Genomic DNA, 23758 nt, shown 5'->3' with positions numbered 1-23758 from the left:
AACCGCTCATGGGAAAACTTACCTCTCACTTTTTCAAAAAACGGCCCAAACAGGCCTCAAGCCCTGATGCGCCGCTCTATCATCTGGATCATTCCCGCCCGATGAGCCGCCGTGAATTCATTGCGCAGGGCTTTTGTACGGGGGCGGCCGTCGTAACCGGGGGCTCGGTACTGAGTCTGTTTGCTAACCCAAAGCAGGCTCATGCGACACTCTCGGCCGATCTTGAAGCCCTTAAGGCCACCTGCGGTATTGCCTCCCAGGGCGCCGGGAAAATTCCTTTTATTGTGTTCGATTTGGCCGGTGGCGCAAACATCGCAGGTTCCAATGTGCTGGTTGGCGGCCGCGGCGGTCAGCTGGATTTTCTCAGTACCGCGGGATACAGCCGCCAGGGGCTGCCGGGAGATATGATCCCCAGCATTGCCAACCCTGACACCGGTCTGTCCGACTTTATCAATAATGAGCTTGGTCTGGCTTTTCACAGCGACAGCGCCTTTTTGCATGGCATTCTGGATAAAGTGAGCGTAACAAACCGGGCGAACATCAACGGGGCGGTGATCCCTGCCCGCTCAGAAAATGACACCGGCAATAATCCACACAATCCGATGTATGGCATTAACCGTGCGGGTGCAGATGGCTCGCTGCTTACTCTGATAGGATCGCGTAACAGTGACTCCGGCGGTAACTCCATGGCGCCTGCGGCAATGATTGACAGCGCCGTACGTCCGACCAAGATTGACCGTCCTTCGGATGTTACCGGGCTGGTAGACACCGGCGACCTCGTTGGCTTACTCAGCCAACAGGATTCGGTCACCGTGATGGAGTCCATTCAGCGCATCAGTGATATGAAATTAAACCGGGTTGACACCCGCATTTCTTCCGACGAAGTCATTAAAGACATGGTGCGCTGCGGCTATGTGAAAAGTGCTGACATCACTGACCGCTTTGGCGATCCGGCCACACTAAACCCGGCCCTTGACCCGCAGATTGTGGGTGATGGCGGTATTTTTACAGAAGAAGAATTTAACGGCGACAGTGAGTTTCGCAAGACCGCCTCGGTTATGAAGCTGGTAATCAATGGCTTCGCCGGTGCCGGTACCATTACGATGGGCGGCTATGATTATCATGACGGCAGCCGCGCAACGGGAGAAATTCGGGATCGCCGCGCCGGACGCTGTATGGGCGCCGTCCTTGAATATGCAGCGCGAGTCGGCGTTCCGTTAATGATGTATGTGTGCAGCGACGGCTCCGTATTCAGTAACGGCATGGTGGATGACTCAGAAAACGGACGCGGTAAAGGCGTGTGGACCGGCGATAACTCGTCCACGTCAGCGTCCTTTTTCCTGGTCTACAACCCAGGCGGGGCGCCGCAGCTGATGGGCGCCAATGCCGACGCCCGGGCGCAACATCAGCAACTGGGCTTCATGCGCAGTGACGGTTCGGTAGAGACCGCATCTACGCCCGCCGCTAATAACGTTAACCTGCTGGTTGAGACAGTGGTACTGAACTATCTGGCGCTGCATGGCGAACAGGGGCGCTTCGCCGAGCTGTTCCCGGCCCATGGCCTGGGCAACAGTGCGCTGATGGACAGCCTGACCGCATTTGAGCCTATCGTGAATGGCCGGCTGTAGCCGGCCTGCCCTTCTCGTCCGGGAGTGCGTTCTGACCGCGCTACCGGGTCAGACCTGATGAATAGTGCAGTTTTCGCTGGTTATCCAGAATAATCGCTTCCACGTCGGGCAAGCGGTTGATCAGGTCCATCCCGTCAACCACACCAAGCACAAATACTGACGTGGACAACGCATCATTCATGGTACTGCTGGGACCAATCACCGAGACCGACTGCACTTCCTGCGCCGACTTTCCTGTTTTAGGCGACAGAATATGATGATAACGCACGCCATCTTCTTCGAAGAAGCGTTCGTAGTCACCAGACGTAGAAATGGCGGTACTTTCCAGCGGTAACTTCACCGCCTGGCGCTCGTCGTTTCTCGGGTCGCGGATCCCCACTATCCAGGGGCGACCGCGCCGATCGCCAAGTAACCGGGTATCGCCACCCGCGGTTACCAGCGCATGTTCGATACCGATTTGCTGCAGTGCCACAATGGCGCAGTCAACCGCATACCCTTTGGCAATGCCGCCCAAGTCAATTTTTACGTCCGGGTGGGTAAAAAATACGGTTTGCTCTGCGTCATCCAACTGAATGAAACGGTAATTAATTGCGCCGAGGTTCTGGCTGATTGCACTGTCATCCGGCCGGGTTTTATGACGGTAATCATACATAAAACCAACACTGGCAAAGGTAATATCAAACGCCCCGTCAGTAAGCTCACTTACCGCAAGCGCCTGCTTTATCACGCTGTAGGTCGCCGGGTCGACCGTGACCGGCCGGGTGCTGGCATGGCGGTTAACCTGAGCCACTGCACTGCTTTCAATGTAGGGGCTCATTCGTTGGTTGACCTGTTCCATTTCATCAAAAACACCCTGAATAGCCTGGTCACCTTCCGCCTGAGAGTCCGCCCAGACCTGAACCTCGATATTGGTTCCCATGATACTGGCATCCCCCCAGTACCATTCGGCATGGGTAACACTGCAGGCTCCCATAAAAATAAGCAGAGCCGACCATAATCTGAAGAAACGTTGACGCATCACTTTGTCTTACCTGAAGTGCAATACTGACAGCTTACCATGTCATCATGAAAAAACCGTCTGTCAGCCGATAAGTGGGTACGTTTTGACGCAGGTATTCACCATCATTGAACGCTAGAGACGACAATGAAGCTGACGCATCCCCGTCATTTAAAGAGTGTCAGGATTATTTACACCCACCATAAAAAAGGCGAGCAAAAATAAAGATAACCCAATGTTTTAAAATAGGTTTATTAAAATGGCACAAAACTGGCTTATACCAACACATATAACCAATTCAGTTATTAACCATTTATAGGAAGTAGTATGAAGCATGCAGTAATTTCTTTAATTATGCTTTTCACCGCCAGCGCACACTCTGCAATTATTTTCGAAGACGATTTTGGAACAGGTAGCAACCAGACTGTCAGCACGTCGTTTGGAAACTGGCTGGTTACCTCAGGTAATGTGGATTTGTGGAATTTTGGCTCTGCACTTCCGGGCATTTCGATTGACCTGGGTGGCACCAACGCAAATGGCACCATCGTTACCAAAGAGTCTTTTGTTTTTGACGCACTCACTACGTACGAACTGTCTTTCCTGCTGGGTAACAACACGAACCCTAACGGCAGTAACGGTATTCTCTTCGGTCTGTTCGATGTCAGCGGCTACAGCCAGAGCATTGCAGATATCAGCTATCTGAGCTCAACGGTAACGCAGTGGGTAACTTTCACATTTACCGCTGCTGAAGATTTTGAAGCTGCGATCTTCTTCACCACAACGGGCCCGGTGGATAATTCCGGCGCCATCGTTGATAACGTGTCTCTGAAACAAGTACCGACACCTGCAACTATCGGTCTGCTCGGTTTGTCTTTACTGTTCATTCGTAAGTTCAGAAAGCACTAAGCCAATCTGGTTTTTAATGAGGGAGCTTCGGCTCCCTTTTTTATTTCTCGCGACTATCCTGGCACGCTGACGCAATGTGTAAGAATCTTTGTAAAGCAGGTTAAGGACAACTGTACACGAAACAGCAATGCGGAAAACAGCCTATATCTAAGGCGCTTTTCAAATTTGGATTATTGAACGTGGGGAAGAGAGAAGTTGGTCGGTGTGAGAGGATTTGAACCTCCGACCCCTGACACCCCATGACAGTGCGCTACCAGGCTGCGCTACACACCGACCGAAAGAGCCGCTAAGTGTACTGAATTTTTTTATCAATGCAATCCATTATTCCCTGAAGACAAATCAGGTGACGATTTCATAGCCAACTCTGCTCTGCGAATAAATAATACGGACTGATCGCCAGCAGGTTGTTCACACTATGGATGATAAAAATCACGCCAAATGCCGTTCGTTTGTTCACGCTTCGCCATAAAAGATAAGAAAATGTCAGAACAAAAAATGATAAAAATGCAGGAAAAAACCATGCAAATGCCTGTACTGCGTGCAATGCGCCGGCCAACAAAGCAATAACAAGCACGGTAGCCAGGTTGTGTATTCCCGTCTTTTTAATCAGCTCAGCTAATCCGGTAACAAGTATGTTTTCAATCAGCACAACTACCACAACCAGCCCGAAAACATGCGTAAATGAGTACGGATCGCCATGCCAGGGATCTGACAATTCAATCAAAGACGGATTGAGCAGGTATATCACCCACGCAATAAACCAGCCAGAACAGCACGTAAATACTGCTGCAGACAAAGCATAAGCAATGGGTGAATACTGCGTTAACCGAGCAAAGGAAAGCATTAGCCGTACATAGTAGAACGGCGCGCACTATTCATCTGTCCTCCGCTGCTGGTTCTTCTCTCCTGAGAGAAAACCCAGCTCATTCCTTCCCACGCTGCACCTGAAATGGCCCAGTCAATTAGTTTGAAGGCAACCCGATTGAATCGGGCGCCACTGACATCATGTATTTCCGATGGTGTTAACAGTTGCATGACACACTCCATAAAATTCTGCATTTCATTAAGTTTCAACAGAGAAGCAGTAGGTTGACTACTGCGCTCTTCCCTAACTTAATTCTGAATTTTACAAAGTGATACTGTTCTGAAGGCGTCTTATGCCTGAAATGATGACTGATTAACGTTCACTACTGTCTTCATTAATGCGACTCGCGTCTGCACCGGCCTGCCCTTTATACTTAGCATCAGTACGTGCGTTGTACGGTTTTTCAGCAGGACTCGACAGTACCTCAAAACTCAACGCACCAATTTTCATCATCGGGCGCAATGCCAGGGGCAGCTTGCCGCTGTTATAAAACTCCAGCACGATATTACCAGACCAGCCCGGGTCAATGCGGTGGGCGGTGACATGCACCATCAGACCAAGGCGGGCCAGCGAAGAGCGTCCGTCCAGCCAGCCGACGATATTGTCGGGCAGCGTGACTGATTCATGGGTTACTGCCAGCGCCAGTTCACCCGGATGAAGAAAAAACGCCTTGCCGTCGGCCAGCGTAATTTCGTCGCTCATGACCGAATTCAGCGCTTCTTCCACCTGGCTCTTTGGCCCGCTCAAATCAATGTACGGTGCCTGATGGTCTTCAAATACGCGAAATTTGTTACCCAGGCGAATATCCACGGTCACCCCGCTTATCTGGGCGTAATCGGGCATGGGGTCTATGCCTATTTTGCCTGCCTGTAAATACTCGTAAATGTCGCGATCGCACAGTCGCATGGTCAGCGTCCCTTGTTTTCAACTGGTGATATTATGCGGTGCGTTGCGCTGTCGGGCAACGAAAAACCACCGTTAAGACTGGCGCACGCCAATCTGCTCTCCGCGAATATGTGCCTCGCCGGTATCCCGCGGCTGGCGCGTCAGCGCCAGTTGCAGGCTTATCGCCCGCGCGGCCTCACGATAAGCATCGCTGAGCGGGCTGTCGGGCTTGGCCACCAGCAGTGGCGAACCGGTATCGGCATGTTCACGAATTGCGGTATCCAGTGGCAATGCGCCCAGCAGCGGCAGTCCGTGTCGTTCTGCCAGCCCGGCGCCGCCCCCGTGTGAGAACACATAGCTTTTCTCACCGCAGTGATGACACTGGAAATAACTCATGTTTTCAATCAGTCCCAGCACCGGCACATGCACCTTTTCAAACAGGCTGATCCCTTTTTGGGCGTCGGCCAGCGCCAGATCCTGTGGCGTGGATACCACTACCGCGCCGGTCAGTGGTACCTGCTGCGCCATGGTCAGCTGAATATCGCCGGTTCCCGGCGGCATATCCACAATCAGGTAATCCAGCACCGGCCACAGGGTTTCGTTAATCAGCTGATTCAGAGCCCGGCTTGCCATCGGCCCGCGCCACACAGCGGCGTCCTCGGGGGGCACCAGATAACCGATAGAGTTTGCCACCATGCCCCACGCTTCCAGCGGCTGCATGTGTTTATTGTCCGAACTGACAGGGTGGGCGTCGGGGTTGCCCAGCATAATGGGAACTGACGGCCCGTAAATATCAGCATCCAGCAGGCCGACCCGTGCGCCCTCCTGTTGCAGTGCAAACGCTAAATTAACACTGGTAGCCGACTTGCCAACCCCGCCTTTACCCGAGGCCACCGCAATAATGTTACGGACATTGGTTACCGGGCTGGCCTGGGTGTGAAAACTGGGGATCTGCTGACGAATACTCACGTTATCAGGCGCGCCACCGCCCTGCCACGCCCCGCTGACTAACGCCGCTATGTCTGCGTGCAGACTTGCCGCGCAAAATGGCAGCGTTACCGTGACGTCGTTGCCGTTAATCGTTACCCAGCGGCCTGCCACCGACGCATCGGCAGAAAAATACTCAGCCAGGGCCAAAGCCACCGCCTGGGCCTGTTTCGCTGTCTTGTCTTTAAAAAACATGGCGCTCCTTTTCCGTTCGCCGCGGCTGCAATGAATTAATGCAAAACCAGTGGTTTTCCGCTAGTATTTGCAGCCATTTCGTAACCCACAAAACCAATAACGTCATTATGTCAGAAAACACGCAACAACGGGCACAAGAGAAACGTCGCATCCTGGTGACCAGCGCGCTGCCCTATGCCAATGGCTCTATTCATTTAGGCCACCTTCTGGAACATATCCAGACCGATATCTGGACGCGCTTCCAGCGTCTTCGTGGCCACGAATGTTTCAGCGTCTGTGCCGACGATGCACACGGCACCCCGGTCATGCTGAAAGCACAGGAACTGGGCATTACGCCTGAAGAAATGGTGGCGCGTACGCGCGCGGAACACCACCAGGACCTGATGGATTTTCACGTTGAGTATGACAACTATTATGTGACCCACTCACCGGAAAACAAGGCGCTGTGTGAAGAAATCTACCGTCGACTTGATAGTGCCGGTTACATCAGTAAGCGCACAATTAATCAGTTGTTTGACCCCGAAAAGCAGATGTTCCTGCCTGACCGTTTCGTCAAAGGCACCTGCCCGAGTTGCGGCGCGGAAGATCAGAACGGCGACAGTTGCGATGTGTGCGGTGCTACGTACAGCCCGACCGAGGTCAAGGATCCGCGCAGCGTGGTATCGGGCGCAACACCGGTATTAAAAGAGTCAGAGCACTTTTTCTTCGACCTACCTAAATTTGAAGGCATGCTGAAAAGCTGGATCCGCTCTGGCGCGTTGCAGGAAGAAATGGCGAATAAACTGCAGGAGTGGTTTGACGAAGGCCTGCAGCAATGGGATATCAGCCGTGATGCACCTTACTTCGGTTTTGAGATCCCGGGCGCACCAAACAAATTTTTCTATGTCTGGGTAGATGCACCGGTTGGCTACATGGCCAGCTTTAAAAATTACTGCGATCAGCACGGTATGGACTTTGACAGCTTCTGGGCTGCCGACTCTGACGCCGAGCTGTATCACTTCATCGGGAAGGACATCACCTACTTCCACTGCCTGTTCTGGCCGGCCATGCTGGACGGTGCGGGCTACCGTAAGCCGACTGGCGTAAACATTCACGGCTTTGTCACGGTGAACGGCGCCAAGATGTCCAAGTCGCGCGGCACCTTCATTAAAGGCCGTACGTACCTGGACCACCTGGACCCGGAATACCTGCGTTATTACTTTGCCGCCAAACTCGGTGACGGGGTAAGCGACATCGACCTGAACTTCACCGATTTCGCGCAAAAAGTGAATTCAGATCTGGTCGGCAAGGTGGTCAATATTGCCAGCCGCTGCGCCGGTTTTGTCTATAAGAAGTTCGACGCCACCCTGTCTGACACCGTCATTGAGCCGGATTTGGTCAAAGCCTTCCAGGAGGCTGCGCCACGTATTGCTGAATTGTATGAAAAGCGCCGCTACCATCAGGCGGTACGCGAAATTATGGCGCTGGCAGACATGGCCAACCAGTTTATCGACGCCAGTGCACCGTGGGTAACCGTGAAAGATGATACGAAACAGGCGTTCACTCATGACGTCTGCTCACTGGGGATCAATCTGTTCCGTCTGCTGGTGATTTACCTTAAGCCGGTTCTGCCGGTGCTGGCTCAGAAAGCCGAAGCATTCCTGAATGATGAGCTGACCTGGGCGTCACTCGATACCCTGCTTACCGGTCATAAAATCAATAAATTCAAGCCCATGATGCAACGGGTTGAGATGGAGAAAATTGACGCGATGATTGACGCATCTAAAGAAAGTCTGGCGGCGCCGGCACCTGCTATCGATCCAGACAGTCCGCTGGCGAAAGATCCTATCAGCGAGACCATCAGTTTTGATGACTTTGCCAAAGTTGACCTGCGTATTGCGCGCATTGCCAATGCTGAGCATGTCGAAAAAGCGGATAAGCTGCTGCGCCTCGAACTGGATCTGGGCGGCGAAATCCGTCAGGTCTTTGCAGGCATTAAATCGGCCTATGCACCAGAGGCCCTGATCGGCAAACACACTGTCATGGTCGCCAACCTGGCGCCACGCAAAATGCGCTTTGGCTTATCTGAAGGCATGGTCTTAGCGGCTGGTCCTGGCGGTGACGAGCTCTACATTCTTGAGCCGCACGAAGGTGCCAAACCAGGCATGCGTGTGAAGTAATCTACCATTCCTTGCACTCACCGGGCCGCTGCATCAGCGGCGGCGCTGGTGTGTATCGCGCGTTTGCGCTCTCGACATGCCGGCACTCACCGGCGCAAACTGAGGTTTAATTTTCAGTCGGGGACGAATCGCCGTCATCGGAATAACGCGTTTTCGCGCCAGGATCACGTAAACAGATCCGCACCAGGGCAGGTACTTAGCCAGCCACCCCCTGAAACGGGATACGTCAACGCGGTGCTTGCACTGCAGCGCCGAATACAGCACCTGATGCTGTTCAACAATCTCAAACCCCAGCAGTTGCAGCCAGTCTTTAATGCGAGCCGCCGTGAAAAAGCTCGCATCATGCAGCAAACTTTGCCGTTTATAGGGCAGCCAGCGCAACAGTCCTGTCAGGCTGAGCGGGTTAAAGCCACTGATGATCACATAGCCGTTTTGCGTAATTACGCGGTCTACCTCACGCACAATCTGATGAGGATCCTGAGCAAAATCCAGCTCATTGGCCAGTAACAGGCCATCAATACTGTTTTCTGCAAACGGTAGCGCGTGCGACTGACTCACCAGACTTGTGTGCGCATGCTGCCCGTGGGTCTGATTAATCTTGTGCCGGATAGGACAGTCAGGCAGTGAAATCTCGGCACTCAGTTCCCCCAGACGAACAAAATGGTAGCCAAAAATACGCTGGCTGTATTCATTGCACACCGTCTGAATAGCCTGTTGCATTACTTCACCACTGGTAAAGTCTGACCAGGATCGCGGATAGCGAGGGGGATGACGTCGAAATGCCGATCTCATTAGCGTAAAGACTGATCCATTAGGTTGCTCTCACCTATACAAGTTTCTATAGTAGCTTCATATCGCTCTTATACCACAAGCGAGTTCATGATGAACAATGACTTACTGCCTGACGGTATGACCATTACCCCTGTTCGGGCGTTTACCGACAACTACATCTGGTGTCTGCATAATGCCGCACACGCGATTGTTGTGGACCCGGGTGATGCCGAACCTGTGCTGTCATTTTGCCGGGAACATGGCCTCAAACTGGCCGCCATTCTGATTACGCATCACCACGGCGATCATACCGGCGGTATCAGAAAACTGGTTAGCGCATTTCCCGATATTCCAGTTATTGGCCCGCGCGGCAATCATATCCGAGGTATCACCAAAAGTGTCGCGCAGGGAGACACCCTGTCACTGCCGATTTTCAAAATGTCATTTTCTGTGCTGGAAGTGCCGGGTCATACGCTTGATCATATTGCGTTTTTTGGACATGGCGTGCTGTTTTGCGGCGATACGCTGTTTTCTGCTGGCTGCGGACGGTTATTTGAAGGTTCACCGGAACAGATGGTGCATTCTCTAAACAAGTTAATGCGTCTGCCTGACGACACGCTGGTGTACTGCACGCATGAATACACCCAGGCCAATCTGCGGTTCGCGCTGACGGTCGACAGCGATAATGCCGATCTTAAACGCTATGCACAATGGGTCGCCGAACAGCGGGATCAGGACGCGCCGTCTCTGCCCAGCACCGTACAAAAAGAAAAAGCGATCAATCCGTTTTTACGTTATAACACTGAGGGTGTCGCCGAGGCAGTTCGCCAGCACAGCAGCGATTCACTGCATGACGACATTGCCGTGTTTGCTGCACTTCGCCGCTGGAAAGATGAGTTTTAATGCAATTGGTTCCGGAAGTCCGTACAATGGACGTTTTGTAAACGCTGCTACTGAGGTTTGTTAAGCATGACGTCGCGCCTTTCTCTACTCTCGCTTCTTATTGCATCCGGAGTGCTAACCGGCTGTCAGTTAACGGGTGCTGATCCTCAAAGCGCAGATAACAGCAATACGCAGCAAACCTGTGATGTTGTGCACACCACAGGGCAGGAAGAGGCCGATTGTACGGTGGCGGATGAAGGCGTCATTGAAGTCATGCATCCCAGTGAAGAAGTGGCGGTTGACCTTGTTGTCGCCAAGCCGGATCCGCAGGAAGCAGCGCCCGATGTTGTCAGTGATGTGTGGCAGCATATCAGTGATGGCCTGAGCTTTAGCGTACCTGATAACAAGCGCGTGAAAGTGCAGCGTGACTGGTACCTGAAACATCCTGAATACATGGCCCGTGTAGTCAAACGTGCCAAACCCTTTCTCTACTACATCGTCAGCGAACTTGAAGCGCAAAACATGCCTATGGAGCTGGCGTTACTGCCCATTGTCGAGAGTGCATTCGACCCGTTTGCCTATTCGCATGGCCGCGCCGCCGGGATGTGGCAGTTTATTCCGGGCACCGCCAAACGTTTCGGCATTCAGCAGACATGGTGGTACGACGGCCGCCGTGATGTTGTCGCATCAACCCAGGGCGCAATTGCCTATCTTAATTACCTGAATGAATATTTCGACGGCGACTGGCTGCATGCACTGGCCGCGTATAACAGTGGCGAGGGCCGCGTAAAACGTGCCATTCGTGCCAACTATAAAGCCGGCAAACCGACTGATTTCTGGTCACTGGATCTGCCCCGTGAGACCCGTGCGTATGTACCGAAGCTGCTCGCGCTGGCCGATATTCTTAAGCACCGTGAGGAGTATGCATTTGACTGGCCAGCGGTAGACAACAACGAAGTCATTACCATTGTTGATATTGGTTCACAGGTCGATCTTGCGTTCGCCGCTGAGCTGGCAGGCATGTCGCTGGAAGCCCTGCATGCACTTAACCCTGGTTTTAACCGCTGGGCGACCGATCCTGACGGCCCGCACCGACTGATATTGCCTGTAGATAAAGCGGCAGCATTTACCGACGCGCTGGCAAAAGCGGATCGCAATGAGCGACTTAACTGGGTTCGTCACGAGGTGAAACGTGGCGACAGTCTGCTAAAGCTAGCCCACCAGTATCACACGACCGCCGATATCATAAAACGCGTTAACGATATCGACGGCAACATGATCCGCATTGGCGATCACATCATGGTGCCGGTGGCACTCAAAGAGCTGGATGCGTATTCACTGTCACAGGACCAGCGACTGGCATCGACACAGAACGTGCGCCGCGGCGAACACAAGCTGACGCATACCGTGAAGTCGGGTGACACACTGTGGGATCTGTCGACGAAGTATAAGGTATCCACGCGGGAACTGGCTAAATGGAACGGCATGGCCCCTAACGACATGCTGCGGCCGGGTCAGACGCTGGCCATCTGGCTGGATACCGTCAGTGAAAATCAGCGACCCGACAGCATCATGAAAACGCTGACCTACACGGTGAAACGCGGCGACTCGCTGTCACGCATTGCGGATAAATTCAATCTGAAAGTCAGTGATATTACTAAATGGAACGATCTGTCAGCGAAACGTTACCTGCAGCCTGGTCAGAAACTAAAACTCATTGTGGATGTAACCCGGCTCAGAAATGTAGGCTAACGTCATCATGCTCAGGATTAACCGCGAAAACTTACGGAAAAGTCACGAAACCCCCTGGTTAATCCTTGATCTCGTTATGCTGGGAGTACTTTTTCTTAACCTGGCATGGCTCATTTTTGACGGTCTTTACGCCACGGAACTGCTGTTCAGCCAACTGGCGGTGTATTTTCCGGGCTTTGTTGACGTCTACGACCCCATCCACCGTAACTTCCTGTTCGTCGATCTGATTTTTGTCAGCGTCTTTTTCGTTGAATTCTGCTTCCGGTGGGTGGTATCGGTTGTCCGTAAAGAGCACCTTCGCTGGTACTTTTTCCCCTTTCTGCACTGGTACGATATTGTCGGCCTGATCCCGCTGGGCGCAACCAGGATATTTCGCTTTTTGCGCATTTTTTCTATCCTGCACCGGCTGCACAAATTCCAGATTATCGACTTAAACGACACCGCCATCTTCCGCTTTTTCCGCTTTTACTATGATGTGTTTGTTGAGGAGCTCAGCGATCGCATCGTTGTGAAAGTGCTCAGCGACGCACAAAAAGACATTGCCGCCGGCTCCCCGTTAATTGACGATATCAGCCGTCAGGTGCTGGCACCGCGCCGCCCTATCCTGACTCAGTGGCTGGCGGGTGTCATGAATCACCTTGGTCAGTCAATCAGCGACGCCGAATATGGCGAAGCCGTCAGAGAGCACGTCAGAAAAAGCGTGGGCAAAGCGGTACGCAGTAACGCACAGGTTTCCACACTGAACTACCTGCCCGTGGTTGGCAAAACCATCGAGAATACGCTGGAGGAAGCAGTCACGGACATCGTCACGATGTCGGTCATCAACCTGTTGAGCGATATCAGTGCGGACCGGATTGACCACTTTGTCACCGCGGGCTTACACGAGTACACGCCAACCGCAGATGAGCTTGATAAAGAAGTGCTGTCGGTAGTGAATGAATGTCTGGAACTGATTAAGCAACACGTATCGCAACAGCGCTGGAAGCACGAACTGGCAAGTAAAGAACAAACCATCCCTCTGCCTGACGAACCATCGCAAAGCCCCACCTCAGAGCGGGAATAAACTTGGTCAGGACGAACACTGACCGATGTGCTGCCAGTCGCTGACACGTGATGTGGTGATCCCCAGCCGGGCATACACGCGCTCAATCACCCCGTTTTCACGCAATTGACGTAACCCTGTGTTGACATCTTCAAGCAGCATTTTGCTACGTGGCGTGCGGTTGCTGACCACGAAATGCGTGGTTCCCGGAAACACCAGCTTCACTCCCGCGACCGGGTACAGTGCAATGCCGAACTGATCACGCTTCAGATCAATGCGATTACTGAAGGTTAACGGGATAACATCGCCCCTGCCCGCTAACAACATCCTGAACATGTTTTCATATTGGTCAACATGAATGGCGCGCAATGACGTACAGTTCAGCATCTCCCAGTCGAAGGTCCAGTTCTGATTGGCCAGCACGACAGCATTATCCAGGCTTTCTGTGTTGCTGAAACGGTCAAGATTCGCCTTCGTGGTGTAGAGCCCTTTGATAAATTCTCCACTGCGAAAAAGTGGCGCGGATGTCTCGGTTCCCTGCCGCTCCGCTTCGTCTTTCCAGATCCCAACGGCCGATATATCGGCAAGGTTGTCGTTGATACCGTCGACAAGACGCGTGTTGATAGGGAAACCCAGCAAACGAATGGTGTACTGGCGTTCCGATAAAGACAGTGCAGTACAGAAGATAAGGTATTCAGCCAGGATCTGGTTTTCACCAAAATTAGCGACGTCAGGATGCTGGCAGCCGTAACGCTCAACAAAGCCGGCTATTTCAGGAATGTGGTCCTGATACGTCCCGGCCACAATGTTAACCGGCGGATGACTGGTATGCCCTGCAAAAGAAATGAACCAACATAACGCACCTAACACATACCGCATGCTTTGCTCCGGACTGATGGCCAGTAAAACTGCAGGACATGGCCGCAGTGATGGCTGCGGCCAGATAACCTAGCTGCGTCGCCAGGTTGTCCCTTCAGGTCCATCTTCCAGCACAATACCCATGTTTGTCAACGCGTCACGTGCGGCGTCGGCTTTCGCCCAGTCCTTGGCTGCGCGGGCATCATTACGGGCTTTAATCAGTGCTTCAATTTCTGCCACATCATCGTCGCTTCCGGACTGGAGGTAGGCGTCGGGATCATTTTCCAGTAGGCCGAGAATGCCGCCGAGGCCCTTAAGCACCGTCGCCAGTCTGCCTGCCTCGTCAGCATCAGCCTTCGCTTTGTTGAGATCGCGTGCGACCTCGAACAGCACCGACATCGCTTCAGGCACATTCAGGTCGTCGTTCATCGCTGACTCAAAGCGCGCAAGGTAACCGCCATACGACAACGCTGTGGAGGCATCCGGAGTGACACCCCGCAATGCGGTGTAAAGGCGTTCCAGTGCCGCTCTGGCCTGATGAATATTGGCTTCGGTATAGCTAAGCTGACTGCGGTAATGCGCCGACATCAGGAAAAAACGCAGGGTTTCCGCGTCGTGCACTTTCAGTACGTCACGCAGGGTAAAGAAGTTGCCCAGTGATTTAGACATTTTCTCATCGTTGACCTGCACCATGCCGGTGTGCATCCATACGTTAACGTACGGCGTGTCGAATGCGCAGCACGACTGCGCAACTTCGTTTTCATGGTGCGGGAAAATAAGATCAGAGCCGCCGCCATGAATATCAAAATGTGCGCCCAGATGTTTATGGTTCATCGCCGAACATTCAATATGCCAGCCCGGACGGCCATCGCCCCATGGCGAAGCCCAGCTTGGTTCATTGGGCTTGGCTGATTTCCATAATACGAAATCAAGCGGATCGGCTTTACCGGCAGCCACTTCAACACGTGCACCCGCGTTCAATTGCTCGAGATCCTGTTTGCTCAGTTTTCCATAGGCCGGAAACTCGCTGACATCGAACAGCACATCGCCACTTTCCGACTGGTAGGCAAAGCCCTTATCAATCAGGGTCTGGATAATCGCAATAATTTCATCCATATGCGTGGTTACCCGGGGTTCAATATCCGGTTCCAGCAAATTGATGGCGGCGAAGTCTTCATGCATCATCGCGATGGTACGTTCAGTCAGCGCGTCGGTCGTCTCATTATTCTCGTTCGCGCGGGCGATAATTTTGTCGTCTACGTCAGTAATATTACGCACATATTTCACCTCGTAACCCAGGTGACGTAAATAACGTACCAGCACATCAAAACTCAGATACGTACGGGCGTGCCCCATATGACTGACGTCGTAAACCGTAATACCACACACATACAAGCCGACCTTCCCTTCCTGTAGTGGAACAAAGCGCGCTTTCTCGCGGGTACGGGTATTGTAAAGATGTAGCATCGAAATGGTTTCCTGTCTGATTATTATGGGTCGCAGAGTTTAGCACTCAATGGGATCGAGTCACAGTCCCAACAGCCCAAATTCGGGGGCGTTGCAGACATTTCCCTCTTGCAACTTTTGCGCTACCATTGCCCCCTATTACTTTTAACCCGATTCAGGACAGAACACATGCAGGTAACCCTTAAAACCAATCATGGCGATATCACCTTATCGATGCTGGCGGATAAAGCGCCTAAAACCGTGGAAAACTTCATCAGCTACGTGAAAGACGGATTTTATGATGGCACCATTTTCCACCGTGTTATCGACGGTTTCATGATTCAGGGCGGCGGTTTTACCGAAGACATGGATCAGAAAGACACCAAGGCGCCGATTGAAAACGAAGCCAACAATGGCGTCAGCAATGACAAAGGCACCGTTGCGATGGCCCGTACCCAGGATCCTCATTCAGCGACAGCGCAGTTTTTTATCAACGTGCGCGACAATGACTTCCTGAACTTCTCCAGCGAGTCGGTCAACGGCTGGGGTTATTGCGTATTCGCAAAAGTCACTGACGGCATGGATGTCGTTGAAAAAATCAAAGGCGTTCAGACCGGCTCTCACGGCTTCCACCAGGATGTGCCTGTTGAGCCAGTAGTTATTGAAAAAGCTGAAGTTAGCGACGCCTGATCACTCGGGCGGTGTCATGCCGCCCTGCTCTCCTGTTTGCCTATGTCGTTTACCTATTTTATTGCCGATCTGCATTTAAGTGCCGACCGACCGGACATTACTGACTGTTTGTTTCGCTTTCTGCGCGATGAGGCCTGTGATGCCGATGCCCTGTATGTGCTTGGCGATCTTTTCGAAGTCTGGATTGGCGACGATGACATCACGCCGTTCAGCGAATCCGTCGCAGACGCGTTCAGGCAGCTCAGTACACACTGTCCCGTTTACTTCATGCATGGCAACCGCGACTTTGCAATTCGCCAGGGCTGGCTGGATAAAGCCGGTATGCAGCTATTACATGAACAGACGGTGGTTGATTTATACGGTAAGCCAACGCTGCTCACCCACGGTGATGAATTATGTACCCGGGATATTGCATATCAGAAGTTTCGTAAGAAATCGCGCGGCTGGTGGTGGCCCCGGTTAATGCTGGCGCTGCCGCTATGGTACCGACGCAGAGTAGCCAGAAAAGGGCGCGCTGAAAGTAAGGCCAACCAGAAGCAGCTGAAACCCGAAATTATGGATGTTACCCCATCAGAGGTGGTGCACGTGATGGAAAAACATCAGGTTCAGCAGTTGATCCACGGACATACCCATCGCCCTAACATTCATATGCTGACTGCCAACGGTAAACCGGCCCGCCGGATTGTTCTGGGTGACTGGTACGATCAGGGCAGTATTCTGAAAGTCAGCGAAACCGATCTGGCTCTGCAGCAGCGCACGTTTGTCGCCTGACACCGCGCGCTGCCTGGCTCGTCATATTTGTGTCATCCCCTGTTCACGGTTTTGCAACCGCGACTTCACATAATCTTCAAGCAAACGTCATCTTCGCACTCTAGTCTAGCGGTCCGATACTGACGGGTACCCTGATAATATGGCTTACACGCCGTCATCAGGTGTCCGTGTTTTGTCTGTCCGGGGCTGCGGTCTAGCCCACTGCTATAATGATAATTTGGAAAAAAAAGCATGAAATCAAACTGGAAACTCGCGATCAGCGGGCTCGCACTCGCGGTCTCATCATCGCTGCATGCTTCGGTATTACCTGCAAGCCAGTCTGGCAGTGACTGGTATACCGACGCACAAAGCCGCCTGATGGATAAACTGAACACCAACAACCGGTTCAAAGCCAAAAACGTCATCCTGTTTGTCGGTGACGGTATGGGCGTGTCCACACTGACCTCCTCCCGCATTCACAAGGGTCAGCTGGCTGGCAATCCGGGCGAAGAAGGATACCTGACCTTTGAAGCCTTCCCACATACCGCCCTGGTGAAAACCTACAACGTCGATGCACAGACGCCGGATTCAGCCGGTACCATGACGGCCATGATGTCGGGTCTGAAAACGGATGTTGGCGTGATTGGTGTGGACGAGGACATTGAACGTGGCAACTGCGCGACGGTTGCCGGTAATGAGGTGATTACCGCTCTGGAACTGGCAGAAATTAAAGGGTTATCTACCGGTATCGTGTCGACAGCCCGCATTACCCATGCTACCCCGGCAGCAACCTATGCCAAATCAGCGGACCGCAACTGGGAAGATGTCTCCGATATGCCAGAAGACGCAGTATCCGGTGGATGTAAAGATATTGCCGATCAGCTGGTCAACTTTGAATCTTACCTGGAGTCCCGTTACACCGGTATTGATGTTGACGGTATCGAGGTTGTGATGGGTGGCGGACGCCGTCACTTCCTGCCAAAAGAGGCGGCATATAACAGTTCGGACGCGGTCAGCGAAATAGAGGGTGATCGGACTGATGGTCGTGATCTGACTGCGGAATGGCAGTCACGTTACGAAAACGGCATCTATATCTACGATCAGACCGGCTTTGACGCCATTGACACCGAGACCACAGAGCGTGTGTTTGGTTTGTTCAACGAGTCTCATATGCAATATGAAGCCGACCGGGCCAACGACATTGCCGGCGAGCCATCCATTGCAGAGATGACCGAAGCGGCCGTCAACATTCTTGATAATAACGACAACGGTTTCTTCCTGATGGTCGAGTCAGGACGTATTGACCATGCTCACCATGCCGGCAATGCCGCAGGTGCTCTCACTGATACACTGGCATTCGAACAGGCTGTGCTGGCGGCCTATGAAAACACCGATCCTTCAGAAACGCTAATACTGGTCACCGCTGACCATGGGCACGTGTTTACCATTGCCGGGTATCCAAAGCGCGGTAACCCGATTCTGGGCAAAGTGGTGAATGTGGGCGCGGAAGAGCCTGCCACCGCCGCAGACGGCATGCCTTACACTACCCTTGGCTACACCAATGGCCTGGGCTTCCGTGATCTTGGCAGTGAGGGCGATTCAGACGAAGGCTACGCCTATGATATCGCGACCGGACGTATGGATATCACGTCCTCGGATACCACCACACCGGGTTATCACCAGGAAGCGCTTATCCCGTTGTCCAGTGAAACCCACTCGGGTGAAGATATTGCGCTACATGCTACCGGACCGGGTAGCCAGTTAGTACAGGGTGTGGTTGAACAGAATGTTGTTTTCCACCTGGTTAACCAGGCACTTGGCCTGATTGAAGAATAAGGGGGAGCACATCATGAAACTACTTAAACTTAGCCTTCTGGCATTAGCAACAGCCCACCTGACCGGATGCGGAGGCGATGATGGTAAGGATGGCGCAGACGGAAACGATGGCCTGAACAGCCTGACCGTACAAACTGATCTGCCGGTTGGCGATGTGAACTGCCCTAACAGCGGCGTACGCTTTGATTCCGGACTGGACAGCGACGGTGATGGTACCCTGTCGGAGAGTGAAATCACGTCCACCAGCTTTGCCTGTGCCCCCGGTAATACCACCGTTGCCGACAGCGAACTGCTGACCAGCCTGAATAACGACTGGTTTATTGCCGCCCGGGCAGAAGTCGAGGCCAACAAGCAGGTATGGATGAACGCGACGGGTACCAGTGCGACACCGGCTCAGACGGTGAATCAGTATCAGGTGTCCGGCCAGGCTGAACTGGATCAGCTGATGGCTGAACTACGTGGTCAGGCCAAAAATGTCATTCTGTTTGTCGGTGATGGCATGGGCATTTCTACCGTTACGGCAGCACGGATAATGGAAGGTCAGCTTAACGGCCTGCAGGGTGAAGAGAACCAGCTGAGTTTTGATGCCTTCCCGTTTGCCGGTTTGTCGAAGACCTACAACGTGGACGCGCAGACACCCGATTCAGCCGGCACCATGACCGCGATGATGAGCGGGGTAAAAACCGATGTCGGCGTGATTGGCGTGGATGAAGACATTGAACGTGGTAACTGCGCAACGGTTGCCGGCAATGAACTGGTAACGGCACTGGAAATTGCCGAAATTGCGGGCAAGTCGACCGGTATCATTTCAACGGCACGTATTACGCACGCAACGCCTGCGGCGACGTACGCGAAATCTGCTGACCGCAACTGGGAAGATATCTCAGATATGCCTGAAGCAGCCGTGACCGCTGGCTGTACCGATATCGCCGACCAGTTGGTTAACTTCGAGGCAAATCTGGAAGCCCGTTTTGACGGTCTTGATGTCGATGGTATTGAAGTGGTGATGGGCGGTGGTCGCCGGCACTTCCTGCCAAAGGATGCGGCATATAACAGCCCGGATGCAGTCAGCGCGGTAGAAGGTGACCGTACTGACGGCCGTGACCTGACGGCAGAATGGCAGGCACAGTACAGCGACGGCGTGTATATCTACGATCAGGCAGGCTTCGATGGTCTGAACACCGATACCACCGGACGCGTTTTTGCGCTATTTAACGAGTCTCATATGCAATATGAAGCAGACCGTGAGAACGATATTGCCGGTGAGCCGTCGATTGCAGACATGACCGGGAAAGCCATTGAACTGCTCGATAACAATGAGCAGGGCTTTTTCCTGATGGTTGAATCAGGCCGTATCGACCATGCGCACCATGCCGGCAATGCCTACGGCGCGCTGATGGATGCGATGGCCCTGTCAGATGCGGTCAGGACAGCGGATGAAATGACCGACGACAGCGACACACTGATCATTGTCACCGCTGACCACGGTCACGTGTTTACCATCGCGGGCTATCCGAAGCGCGGTAACCCGATATTAGGCAAAGTCGTCAATGTCGGCGCAACAGAGCCCGCGACTGCCGCCGATGGTATGCCTTATACCACACTGGGTTACACCAATGGACTGGGCTTCCGTAACCTGGGTGCAGAAACCGATTCTGACGAGGGGTATAACTACGCTATCGACACTGGCCGTAAAGACCTGACGGATATCGATACCACCACGCCGGGCTATCACCAGGAAGCGCTTATCCCGCTGTCCAGTGAAACGCACTCGGGTGAAGATGTGGGTATCTATGCTAAGGGCCCTGGTGCTTTTCTCGTCAACGGTACCAATGAGCAAAGTGTCATTTTCCACGTGATGGATTATGCCGCCGACCTGGTTGGTCAGGCAGACAGCACACTGGAATAAACGACGCAAAGTGGTAGTTACCGGGAGAGGCGTTCGCTTCTCCCGTTTCTGATTGGAAAGACGATATGTTGAGTTCACTTTTATTTGGCGCACTGCTGCATCTGCAAACCGGCATGACCACCACGTGTGATATACCGGCCGGGCAACTGACAGCAACCTACGCGGTATCGCAGCAGCACGCCGGTCACCCCGGCCAGACAGCCACGCTGGTACTCTGGCGAAACGGCAACCAGGTGGCCCACCAGCATCCCCAGACGGGCATTACAGAAAGCTGGACCCACGTTAAACAGCGCTGGATAAAGCCAGTCCGCTATTTTGATGACGACGAGCGCGCCATCGAGTACATGCCGGGTGAGCGTATTCACGGTAAAGCCGACACCGACTGGTCGTTGCGCTACCAGCTGATAAGCGACGCCCTGCTGTCACAAATGACGCTGGTTGATGAAACCGGTGAAGGCTGCGAGCGTACTCAGCAGTTCAGCCTGAATACAGCAACCGGCGCGATACATCTGACCTGGCAGCCAGCGCTGCGCCTGGTGAGGTCGTTTGAACAGGTGCAGGGAGAGAACAGGCAAACATGGACACTGACCAGCATCACGCAGGACAATGAGGCCATCACGCAGTTTTTCAGACACCGTGACGGTTATTACAGCACCGATTTTGCTGATATTGGTGACGACCATACCGATCCCTTCTTAATCAGGATGGTTAACCAGGGCTTCATTCAGCCTGGCGCCAGCGGTTTTTATACAGCGGACGGCACGCCCCTGGCTGGCACTCACGACCACGCCCACTAACACCATCAGTCGATACCGGCATCGCCCGTTGTGCATCCGGCAGCGGCTGATGCCATGGTTGGCTACACTGATGATTCACGTTCCGGTGAATGTTCTGCGACATGCCGGATCAGGTCGGGGAAAAAGGCCTGAAAGCAGGCATAAAGTTCATCATAGTGTCGTTCTACATCATCGATGCTGTCAGCAAAGGGATTATCAAAACGCAGCCTGTCGGCAATGAATGTCAGCGCGCGCTCCACGCCATCAAGCTCCCGGTAGCCGGCCAGCCCATGGTTTGCTGACATGTGCGATACCACACGCTGCATGCGCGCGGGCATCTGCCGGTGTCTGGCCTGCAATAACGCATAGCGATGATGACAGTAGTCATCAAAGTCGACGCTGTTGTAGGTGTGCCAGTCTTTTATCAGGAAATGATCAAACAACACATCCAGTGCGATGGGGGCAAAGCGACGGTGCGGACGCGAGAACAGCCGCTTCGCTTCCCGAACCCTGGCGTGATGGTCAGTGTAATGGTCTACCAGCAGGTGATTTTTCAGTGCGCGCCTGACCGCCGGCGGTAACCGCTCACGATCGACACCGCGCTGGAAATCGCCCAGTAAGTTACCAAACGATGAGTCGGCGGTTGGCTGTGCTAAATACAGATGTGCGAGGTAGTTCATTTCACTCAGTTAACTTGAGTCCGAATAGGCTCTTGGTTAGACTTGCCGCCCACACCAGAGAATCAGATAGTAACACAGTATGGCAGCCATTGAGCGTACCGAAATTGAACACCTGTTGACCCCTGTCACCGGCTTTTTGCATTGCGATACCCCGCAGGCGTGGCTGGAAGAAGCCGTCAGGCCGGACAATCTACGCGTGCTGCTGACCGACCATCTGATTTGTGAACTGAAAGCAGCGCAGTCAGCCATGTACCTGTTACGACGCTACATTGCTGATGAAGCGACCAGTACTGCCCTGCTGGCCTGGTTAAAGCCATACGAAGATTTTACCTATCGGCACGAGGGCGACTGGCGGTCTCTGCACACAAAAAATCTGTCAAAGGCGTTGTTCGATACCTGCCACCTGGATGAATTTAAACGTGATTTGCTGGATAAAATGGTACTGCTGATTAAAGAAGAGCTGCATCATTTCTATCAGGTGCTGGAGATCATGCATGAAATGGGCATGGACTACACATCAGTCACATCAAGCCGTTATGCCAATGGTCTGTTACGCCATGTCAGAACCTATGAACCCGAAAAACTGATCGATAAACTGATCTGTGGCGCGTATATCGAAGCCCGGTCATGCGAACGCTTTGCACGACTTGCGCCTTTGGTGGACCCTGCGCTGGGGAAATTCTACCTGTCTCTGTTGCGCTCTGAAGCCAGGCATTTTGAAGACTACCTTAGTCTGGCCAGAAACATAGCCGGCTCATCCATTGAAGACCGTATCGCTTTGTTCGGAGAAAAAGAACGCGAACTGATTGAAACGGACGACACCGAATTCCGTTTTCACTCGGGCATACCCCGCTTGCATAAACTTTCCGCAGCCTGCTGATTTTTTACACAAAAATATTGATCTTGGCTCACACCTCGGGCAGACTCATTGTTAACAGCTTGTTAATTTTGTTAACAGCTGATACTCGCTAACTGCATTAGAGGTGTACAACCATGATCCTGAACCACCTGATCGGAATTTATACTCACCCGAGAGAAGAATGGCAGTCTATTGACCGGAAGCATGAGAGCTACTTTTACGCCCTCAGCCACATCGCGATCATTGCGCTTATTCCCACCCTTGTTGCTTATTATTCTGCTGCTCATCTCGGCTGGAGTATCGGCGCAGGTGAAGTCATTAAACTCACGCAGGCCAGTGCAACCAAAATGGCCATTGGCATGTATTTTGGCCTGATGGCCGGCGTTGTCGGTCTGGCAATAATGATTCACGAACTGGCTAATGCGTTCGACGCAACGCCAACCTACACACAATCACTCGAACTGGCTGCCTATACGGCAACACCGTTGTTTATGGTTGGATTTGCAGGTCTCTATCCCGAGTTGTGGTTTGTGATGTCAGCCGCGCTGGTTGGCCTGTCGTACTCGGTCTATCTGCTTTATTCAGGCGTGCCTATTCTGATGCATATGCCGGAGGAAAAAGGGTTTATTTATTCCAGCAGCGTGGTGACCTGTGGTCTTGTAATGCTGGTGATCCTGATGGCCCTGACCGTCATCCTGTGGAGTTCAGGCTTTGGTCCTGTTTACATGCACTGATTGATATCACTGAATACAAAAAGAGCCGCAGATGAAGTGACCCCATAAAGTTGGACTCATTTCTAAGCGGCGACCAAGGCCTGATTTCGATATTGTATCGGACTCAGGCCTTTTAGTTTCAGCTTAATACGTTCGTTGTTGTAATAGTCGA

At 52.8% G+C, this 23758-nt stretch carries 22 protein-coding genes and 1 tRNA gene; 13 read left to right on the top strand and 10 right to left on the bottom strand.

Going from position 1 to position 23758, the window contains the following annotated elements:
- Positions 1 to 8 precede the first annotated feature (8 nt).
- Positions 9 to 1628, top strand: a complete 1620-nt coding sequence (locus AB1N33_RS00115; RefSeq protein ID WP_411269492.1) for a hypothetical protein — start codon at positions 9 to 11, stop codon at positions 1626 to 1628.
- A 40-nt stretch (positions 1629 to 1668) separates the two neighbouring features.
- Here AB1N33_RS00115 and AB1N33_RS00110 read toward each other — a convergent pair whose 3' ends face one another.
- Positions 1669 to 2646 (bottom strand): FAD:protein FMN transferase, encoded by a 978-nt coding sequence (locus tag AB1N33_RS00110; protein WP_411269491.1) that lies wholly within the window; start codon positions 2644 to 2646, stop codon positions 1669 to 1671.
- A gap of 306 nt (positions 2647 to 2952) precedes the next feature.
- Here AB1N33_RS00110 and AB1N33_RS00105 point away from each other — a divergent pair, with 306 nt between their 5' ends.
- The gene (locus tag AB1N33_RS00105) at positions 2953 to 3531 is read left to right on the top strand and encodes a carbohydrate binding domain-containing protein (protein ID WP_411269490.1); all 579 of its coding nucleotides are present in this window, start codon (positions 2953 to 2955) and stop codon (positions 3529 to 3531) included.
- 196 nt (positions 3532 to 3727) lie between these two features.
- On the opposite strand, the gene AB1N33_RS00100 is transcribed toward AB1N33_RS00105, so the two are convergent.
- The 4 genes from AB1N33_RS00100 to apbC all read right to left on the bottom strand — a co-directional run bounded on the left by AB1N33_RS00100 (position 3728) and on the right by apbC (position 6463).
- Positions 3728 to 3804: transfer RNA gene (locus AB1N33_RS00100), tRNA-Pro, on the bottom strand.
- Between the two features lie 79 nt (positions 3805 to 3883).
- Positions 3884 to 4279, bottom strand: a complete 396-nt coding sequence (locus AB1N33_RS00095) for a hypothetical protein (protein ID WP_411269489.1) — start codon at positions 4277 to 4279, stop codon at positions 3884 to 3886.
- A gap of 429 nt (positions 4280 to 4708) precedes the next feature.
- Positions 4709 to 5302, bottom strand: coding sequence for a dCTP deaminase (gene dcd / locus AB1N33_RS00090; RefSeq protein WP_411269488.1), 594 nt, complete (start codon positions 5300 to 5302; stop codon positions 4709 to 4711).
- 72 nt (positions 5303 to 5374) lie between these two features.
- On the bottom strand, positions 5375 to 6463 hold the full coding sequence (gene apbC / locus AB1N33_RS00085; RefSeq protein ID WP_411269487.1) for an iron-sulfur cluster carrier protein ApbC: 1089 nt from the start codon (positions 6461 to 6463) through the stop codon (positions 5375 to 5377).
- A gap of 107 nt (positions 6464 to 6570) precedes the next feature.
- On the opposite strand from apbC, the gene metG reads away from it, so the two are divergent.
- Entirely contained in the window at positions 6571 to 8622 is a 2052-nt protein-coding gene (gene metG, locus AB1N33_RS00080; RefSeq protein ID WP_411269486.1) for a methionine--tRNA ligase, read from the top strand.
- 33 nt (positions 8623 to 8655) lie between these two features.
- Here metG and AB1N33_RS00075 read toward each other — a convergent pair whose 3' ends face one another.
- Positions 8656 to 9342, bottom strand: coding sequence for a class I SAM-dependent methyltransferase (locus AB1N33_RS00075; protein WP_411269485.1), 687 nt, complete (start codon positions 9340 to 9342; stop codon positions 8656 to 8658).
- 162 nt (positions 9343 to 9504) lie between these two features.
- On the opposite strand from AB1N33_RS00075, the gene gloB reads away from it, so the two are divergent.
- From gloB to AB1N33_RS00060, 3 genes are all read left to right on the top strand, one after another.
- Complete coding sequence (gloB, locus tag AB1N33_RS00070; protein WP_411269966.1) at positions 9505 to 10296, top strand: hydroxyacylglutathione hydrolase; 792 nt, start codon at positions 9505 to 9507, stop codon at positions 10294 to 10296.
- A gap of 66 nt (positions 10297 to 10362) precedes the next feature.
- A complete protein-coding gene (locus AB1N33_RS00065) occupies positions 10363 to 12027 on the top strand; it encodes a lytic transglycosylase (protein ID WP_411269484.1) in 1665 nt (554 codons plus the stop codon).
- Between the two features lie 7 nt (positions 12028 to 12034).
- Complete coding sequence (locus tag AB1N33_RS00060; RefSeq protein WP_411269483.1) at positions 12035 to 13090, top strand: ion transporter; 1056 nt, start codon at positions 12035 to 12037, stop codon at positions 13088 to 13090.
- Positions 13091 to 13096: 6 nt separating this feature from the next.
- Here the strand turns inward: AB1N33_RS00060 and AB1N33_RS00055 are convergent, their stop codons facing one another.
- Together AB1N33_RS00055 and cysS are read right to left on the bottom strand one after the other, a co-directional pair.
- On the bottom strand, positions 13097 to 13948 hold the full coding sequence (locus AB1N33_RS00055) for a transporter substrate-binding domain-containing protein (protein ID WP_411269482.1): 852 nt from the start codon (positions 13946 to 13948) through the stop codon (positions 13097 to 13099).
- 69 nt (positions 13949 to 14017) lie between these two features.
- Positions 14018 to 15394 (bottom strand): cysteine--tRNA ligase, encoded by a 1377-nt coding sequence (gene cysS / locus AB1N33_RS00050; RefSeq protein WP_411269481.1) that lies wholly within the window; start codon positions 15392 to 15394, stop codon positions 14018 to 14020.
- A 168-nt stretch (positions 15395 to 15562) separates the two neighbouring features.
- Between cysS and AB1N33_RS00045 the strand changes: the two genes are divergently transcribed.
- From AB1N33_RS00045 to AB1N33_RS00025, 5 genes are all read left to right on the top strand, one after another.
- Positions 15563 to 16063 carry a peptidylprolyl isomerase gene (locus AB1N33_RS00045; RefSeq protein ID WP_411269480.1) on the top strand — a complete coding sequence of 167 codons (501 nt, stop codon included), beginning with the start codon at positions 15563 to 15565 and terminating at the stop codon, positions 16061 to 16063.
- A 42-nt stretch (positions 16064 to 16105) separates the two neighbouring features.
- Positions 16106 to 16834, top strand: a complete 729-nt coding sequence (lpxH, locus tag AB1N33_RS00040; protein ID WP_411269479.1) for a UDP-2,3-diacylglucosamine diphosphatase — start codon at positions 16106 to 16108, stop codon at positions 16832 to 16834.
- Positions 16835 to 17065: 231 nt separating this feature from the next.
- Positions 17066 to 18649: an alkaline phosphatase gene (locus tag AB1N33_RS00035; RefSeq protein WP_411269478.1), complete on the top strand. Its 1584-nt coding sequence runs from the start codon at positions 17066 to 17068 to the stop codon at positions 18647 to 18649.
- 13 nt (positions 18650 to 18662) lie between these two features.
- Positions 18663 to 20558 carry an alkaline phosphatase gene (locus AB1N33_RS00030; RefSeq protein WP_411269477.1) on the top strand — a complete coding sequence of 632 codons (1896 nt, stop codon included), beginning with the start codon at positions 18663 to 18665 and terminating at the stop codon, positions 20556 to 20558.
- Between the two features lie 65 nt (positions 20559 to 20623).
- Entirely contained in the window at positions 20624 to 21355 is a 732-nt protein-coding gene (locus AB1N33_RS00025; RefSeq protein ID WP_411269476.1) for a hypothetical protein, read from the top strand.
- Positions 21356 to 21417: 62 nt separating this feature from the next.
- Here the strand turns inward: AB1N33_RS00025 and AB1N33_RS00020 are convergent, their stop codons facing one another.
- On the bottom strand, positions 21418 to 22014 hold the full coding sequence (locus tag AB1N33_RS00020) for an acyl carrier protein phosphodiesterase (protein ID WP_411269475.1): 597 nt from the start codon (positions 22012 to 22014) through the stop codon (positions 21418 to 21420).
- Between the two features lie 79 nt (positions 22015 to 22093).
- Here AB1N33_RS00020 and miaE point away from each other — a divergent pair, with 79 nt between their 5' ends.
- Together miaE and AB1N33_RS00010 are read left to right on the top strand one after the other, a co-directional pair.
- Positions 22094 to 22894 (top strand): tRNA isopentenyl-2-thiomethyl-A-37 hydroxylase MiaE, encoded by an 801-nt coding sequence (gene miaE / locus AB1N33_RS00015; protein ID WP_411269474.1) that lies wholly within the window; start codon positions 22094 to 22096, stop codon positions 22892 to 22894.
- A gap of 113 nt (positions 22895 to 23007) precedes the next feature.
- On the top strand, positions 23008 to 23607 hold the full coding sequence (locus tag AB1N33_RS00010; RefSeq protein WP_411269473.1) for a Yip1 family protein: 600 nt from the start codon (positions 23008 to 23010) through the stop codon (positions 23605 to 23607).
- A gap of 62 nt (positions 23608 to 23669) precedes the next feature.
- Here AB1N33_RS00010 and AB1N33_RS00005 read toward each other — a convergent pair.
- Positions 23670 to 23758, bottom strand: an 89-nt coding sequence (locus AB1N33_RS00005) for an IS3 family transposase (protein WP_411269965.1), incomplete at its 5' end; no start/stop codon positions are given.

The organism is Alteromonas nitratireducens (assembly GCF_040812025.1).
GTDB lineage: Bacteria > Pseudomonadota > Gammaproteobacteria > Enterobacterales > Alteromonadaceae > Alteromonas > Alteromonas nitratireducens.
This window is presented reverse-complemented; position numbering and strand designations above follow the sequence as displayed.

What these genes read in the sequence shown, in the direction of transcription:
- AB1N33_RS00025 (WP_411269476.1), top strand. Translation starts at nt 20,624, where the DNA reads ATGTTGAGTTCACTTTTATTTGGCGCACTGCTGCATCTGCAAACCGGC.
- apbC (WP_411269487.1), bottom strand. Translation starts at nt 6,463, where the DNA reads ATGTTTTTTAAAGACAAGACAGCGAAACAGGCCCAGGCGGTGGCTTTG.
- AB1N33_RS00030 (WP_411269477.1), top strand. Translation starts at nt 18,663, where the DNA reads ATGAAACTACTTAAACTTAGCCTTCTGGCATTAGCAACAGCCCACCTG.
- cysS (WP_411269481.1), bottom strand. Translation starts at nt 15,394, where the DNA reads ATGCTACATCTTTACAATACCCGTACCCGCGAGAAAGCGCGCTTTGTT.
- AB1N33_RS00020 (WP_411269475.1), bottom strand. Translation starts at nt 22,014, where the DNA reads ATGAACTACCTCGCACATCTGTATTTAGCACAGCCAACCGCCGACTCA.
- dcd (WP_411269488.1), bottom strand. Translation starts at nt 5,302, where the DNA reads ATGCGACTGTGCGATCGCGACATTTACGAGTATTTACAGGCAGGCAAA.
- AB1N33_RS00045 (WP_411269480.1), top strand. Translation starts at nt 15,563, where the DNA reads ATGCAGGTAACCCTTAAAACCAATCATGGCGATATCACCTTATCGATG.
- AB1N33_RS00010 (WP_411269473.1), top strand. Translation starts at nt 23,008, where the DNA reads ATGATCCTGAACCACCTGATCGGAATTTATACTCACCCGAGAGAAGAA.
- miaE (WP_411269474.1), top strand. Translation starts at nt 22,094, where the DNA reads ATGGCAGCCATTGAGCGTACCGAAATTGAACACCTGTTGACCCCTGTC.
- gloB (WP_411269966.1), top strand. Translation starts at nt 9,505, where the DNA reads ATGAACAATGACTTACTGCCTGACGGTATGACCATTACCCCTGTTCGG.
- AB1N33_RS00110 (WP_411269491.1), bottom strand. Translation starts at nt 2,646, where the DNA reads ATGCGTCAACGTTTCTTCAGATTATGGTCGGCTCTGCTTATTTTTATG.
- lpxH (WP_411269479.1), top strand. Translation starts at nt 16,106, where the DNA reads ATGTCGTTTACCTATTTTATTGCCGATCTGCATTTAAGTGCCGACCGA.
- AB1N33_RS00075 (WP_411269485.1), bottom strand. Translation starts at nt 9,342, where the DNA reads ATGCAACAGGCTATTCAGACGGTGTGCAATGAATACAGCCAGCGTATT.
- metG (WP_411269486.1), top strand. Translation starts at nt 6,571, where the DNA reads ATGTCAGAAAACACGCAACAACGGGCACAAGAGAAACGTCGCATCCTG.
- AB1N33_RS00105 (WP_411269490.1), top strand. Translation starts at nt 2,953, where the DNA reads ATGAAGCATGCAGTAATTTCTTTAATTATGCTTTTCACCGCCAGCGCA.
- AB1N33_RS00065 (WP_411269484.1), top strand. Translation starts at nt 10,363, where the DNA reads ATGACGTCGCGCCTTTCTCTACTCTCGCTTCTTATTGCATCCGGAGTG.
- AB1N33_RS00060 (WP_411269483.1), top strand. Translation starts at nt 12,035, where the DNA reads ATGCTCAGGATTAACCGCGAAAACTTACGGAAAAGTCACGAAACCCCC.
- AB1N33_RS00035 (WP_411269478.1), top strand. Translation starts at nt 17,066, where the DNA reads ATGAAATCAAACTGGAAACTCGCGATCAGCGGGCTCGCACTCGCGGTC.
- AB1N33_RS00055 (WP_411269482.1), bottom strand. Translation starts at nt 13,948, where the DNA reads ATGCGGTATGTGTTAGGTGCGTTATGTTGGTTCATTTCTTTTGCAGGG.
- AB1N33_RS00115 (WP_411269492.1), top strand. Translation starts at nt 9, where the DNA reads ATGGGAAAACTTACCTCTCACTTTTTCAAAAAACGGCCCAAACAGGCC.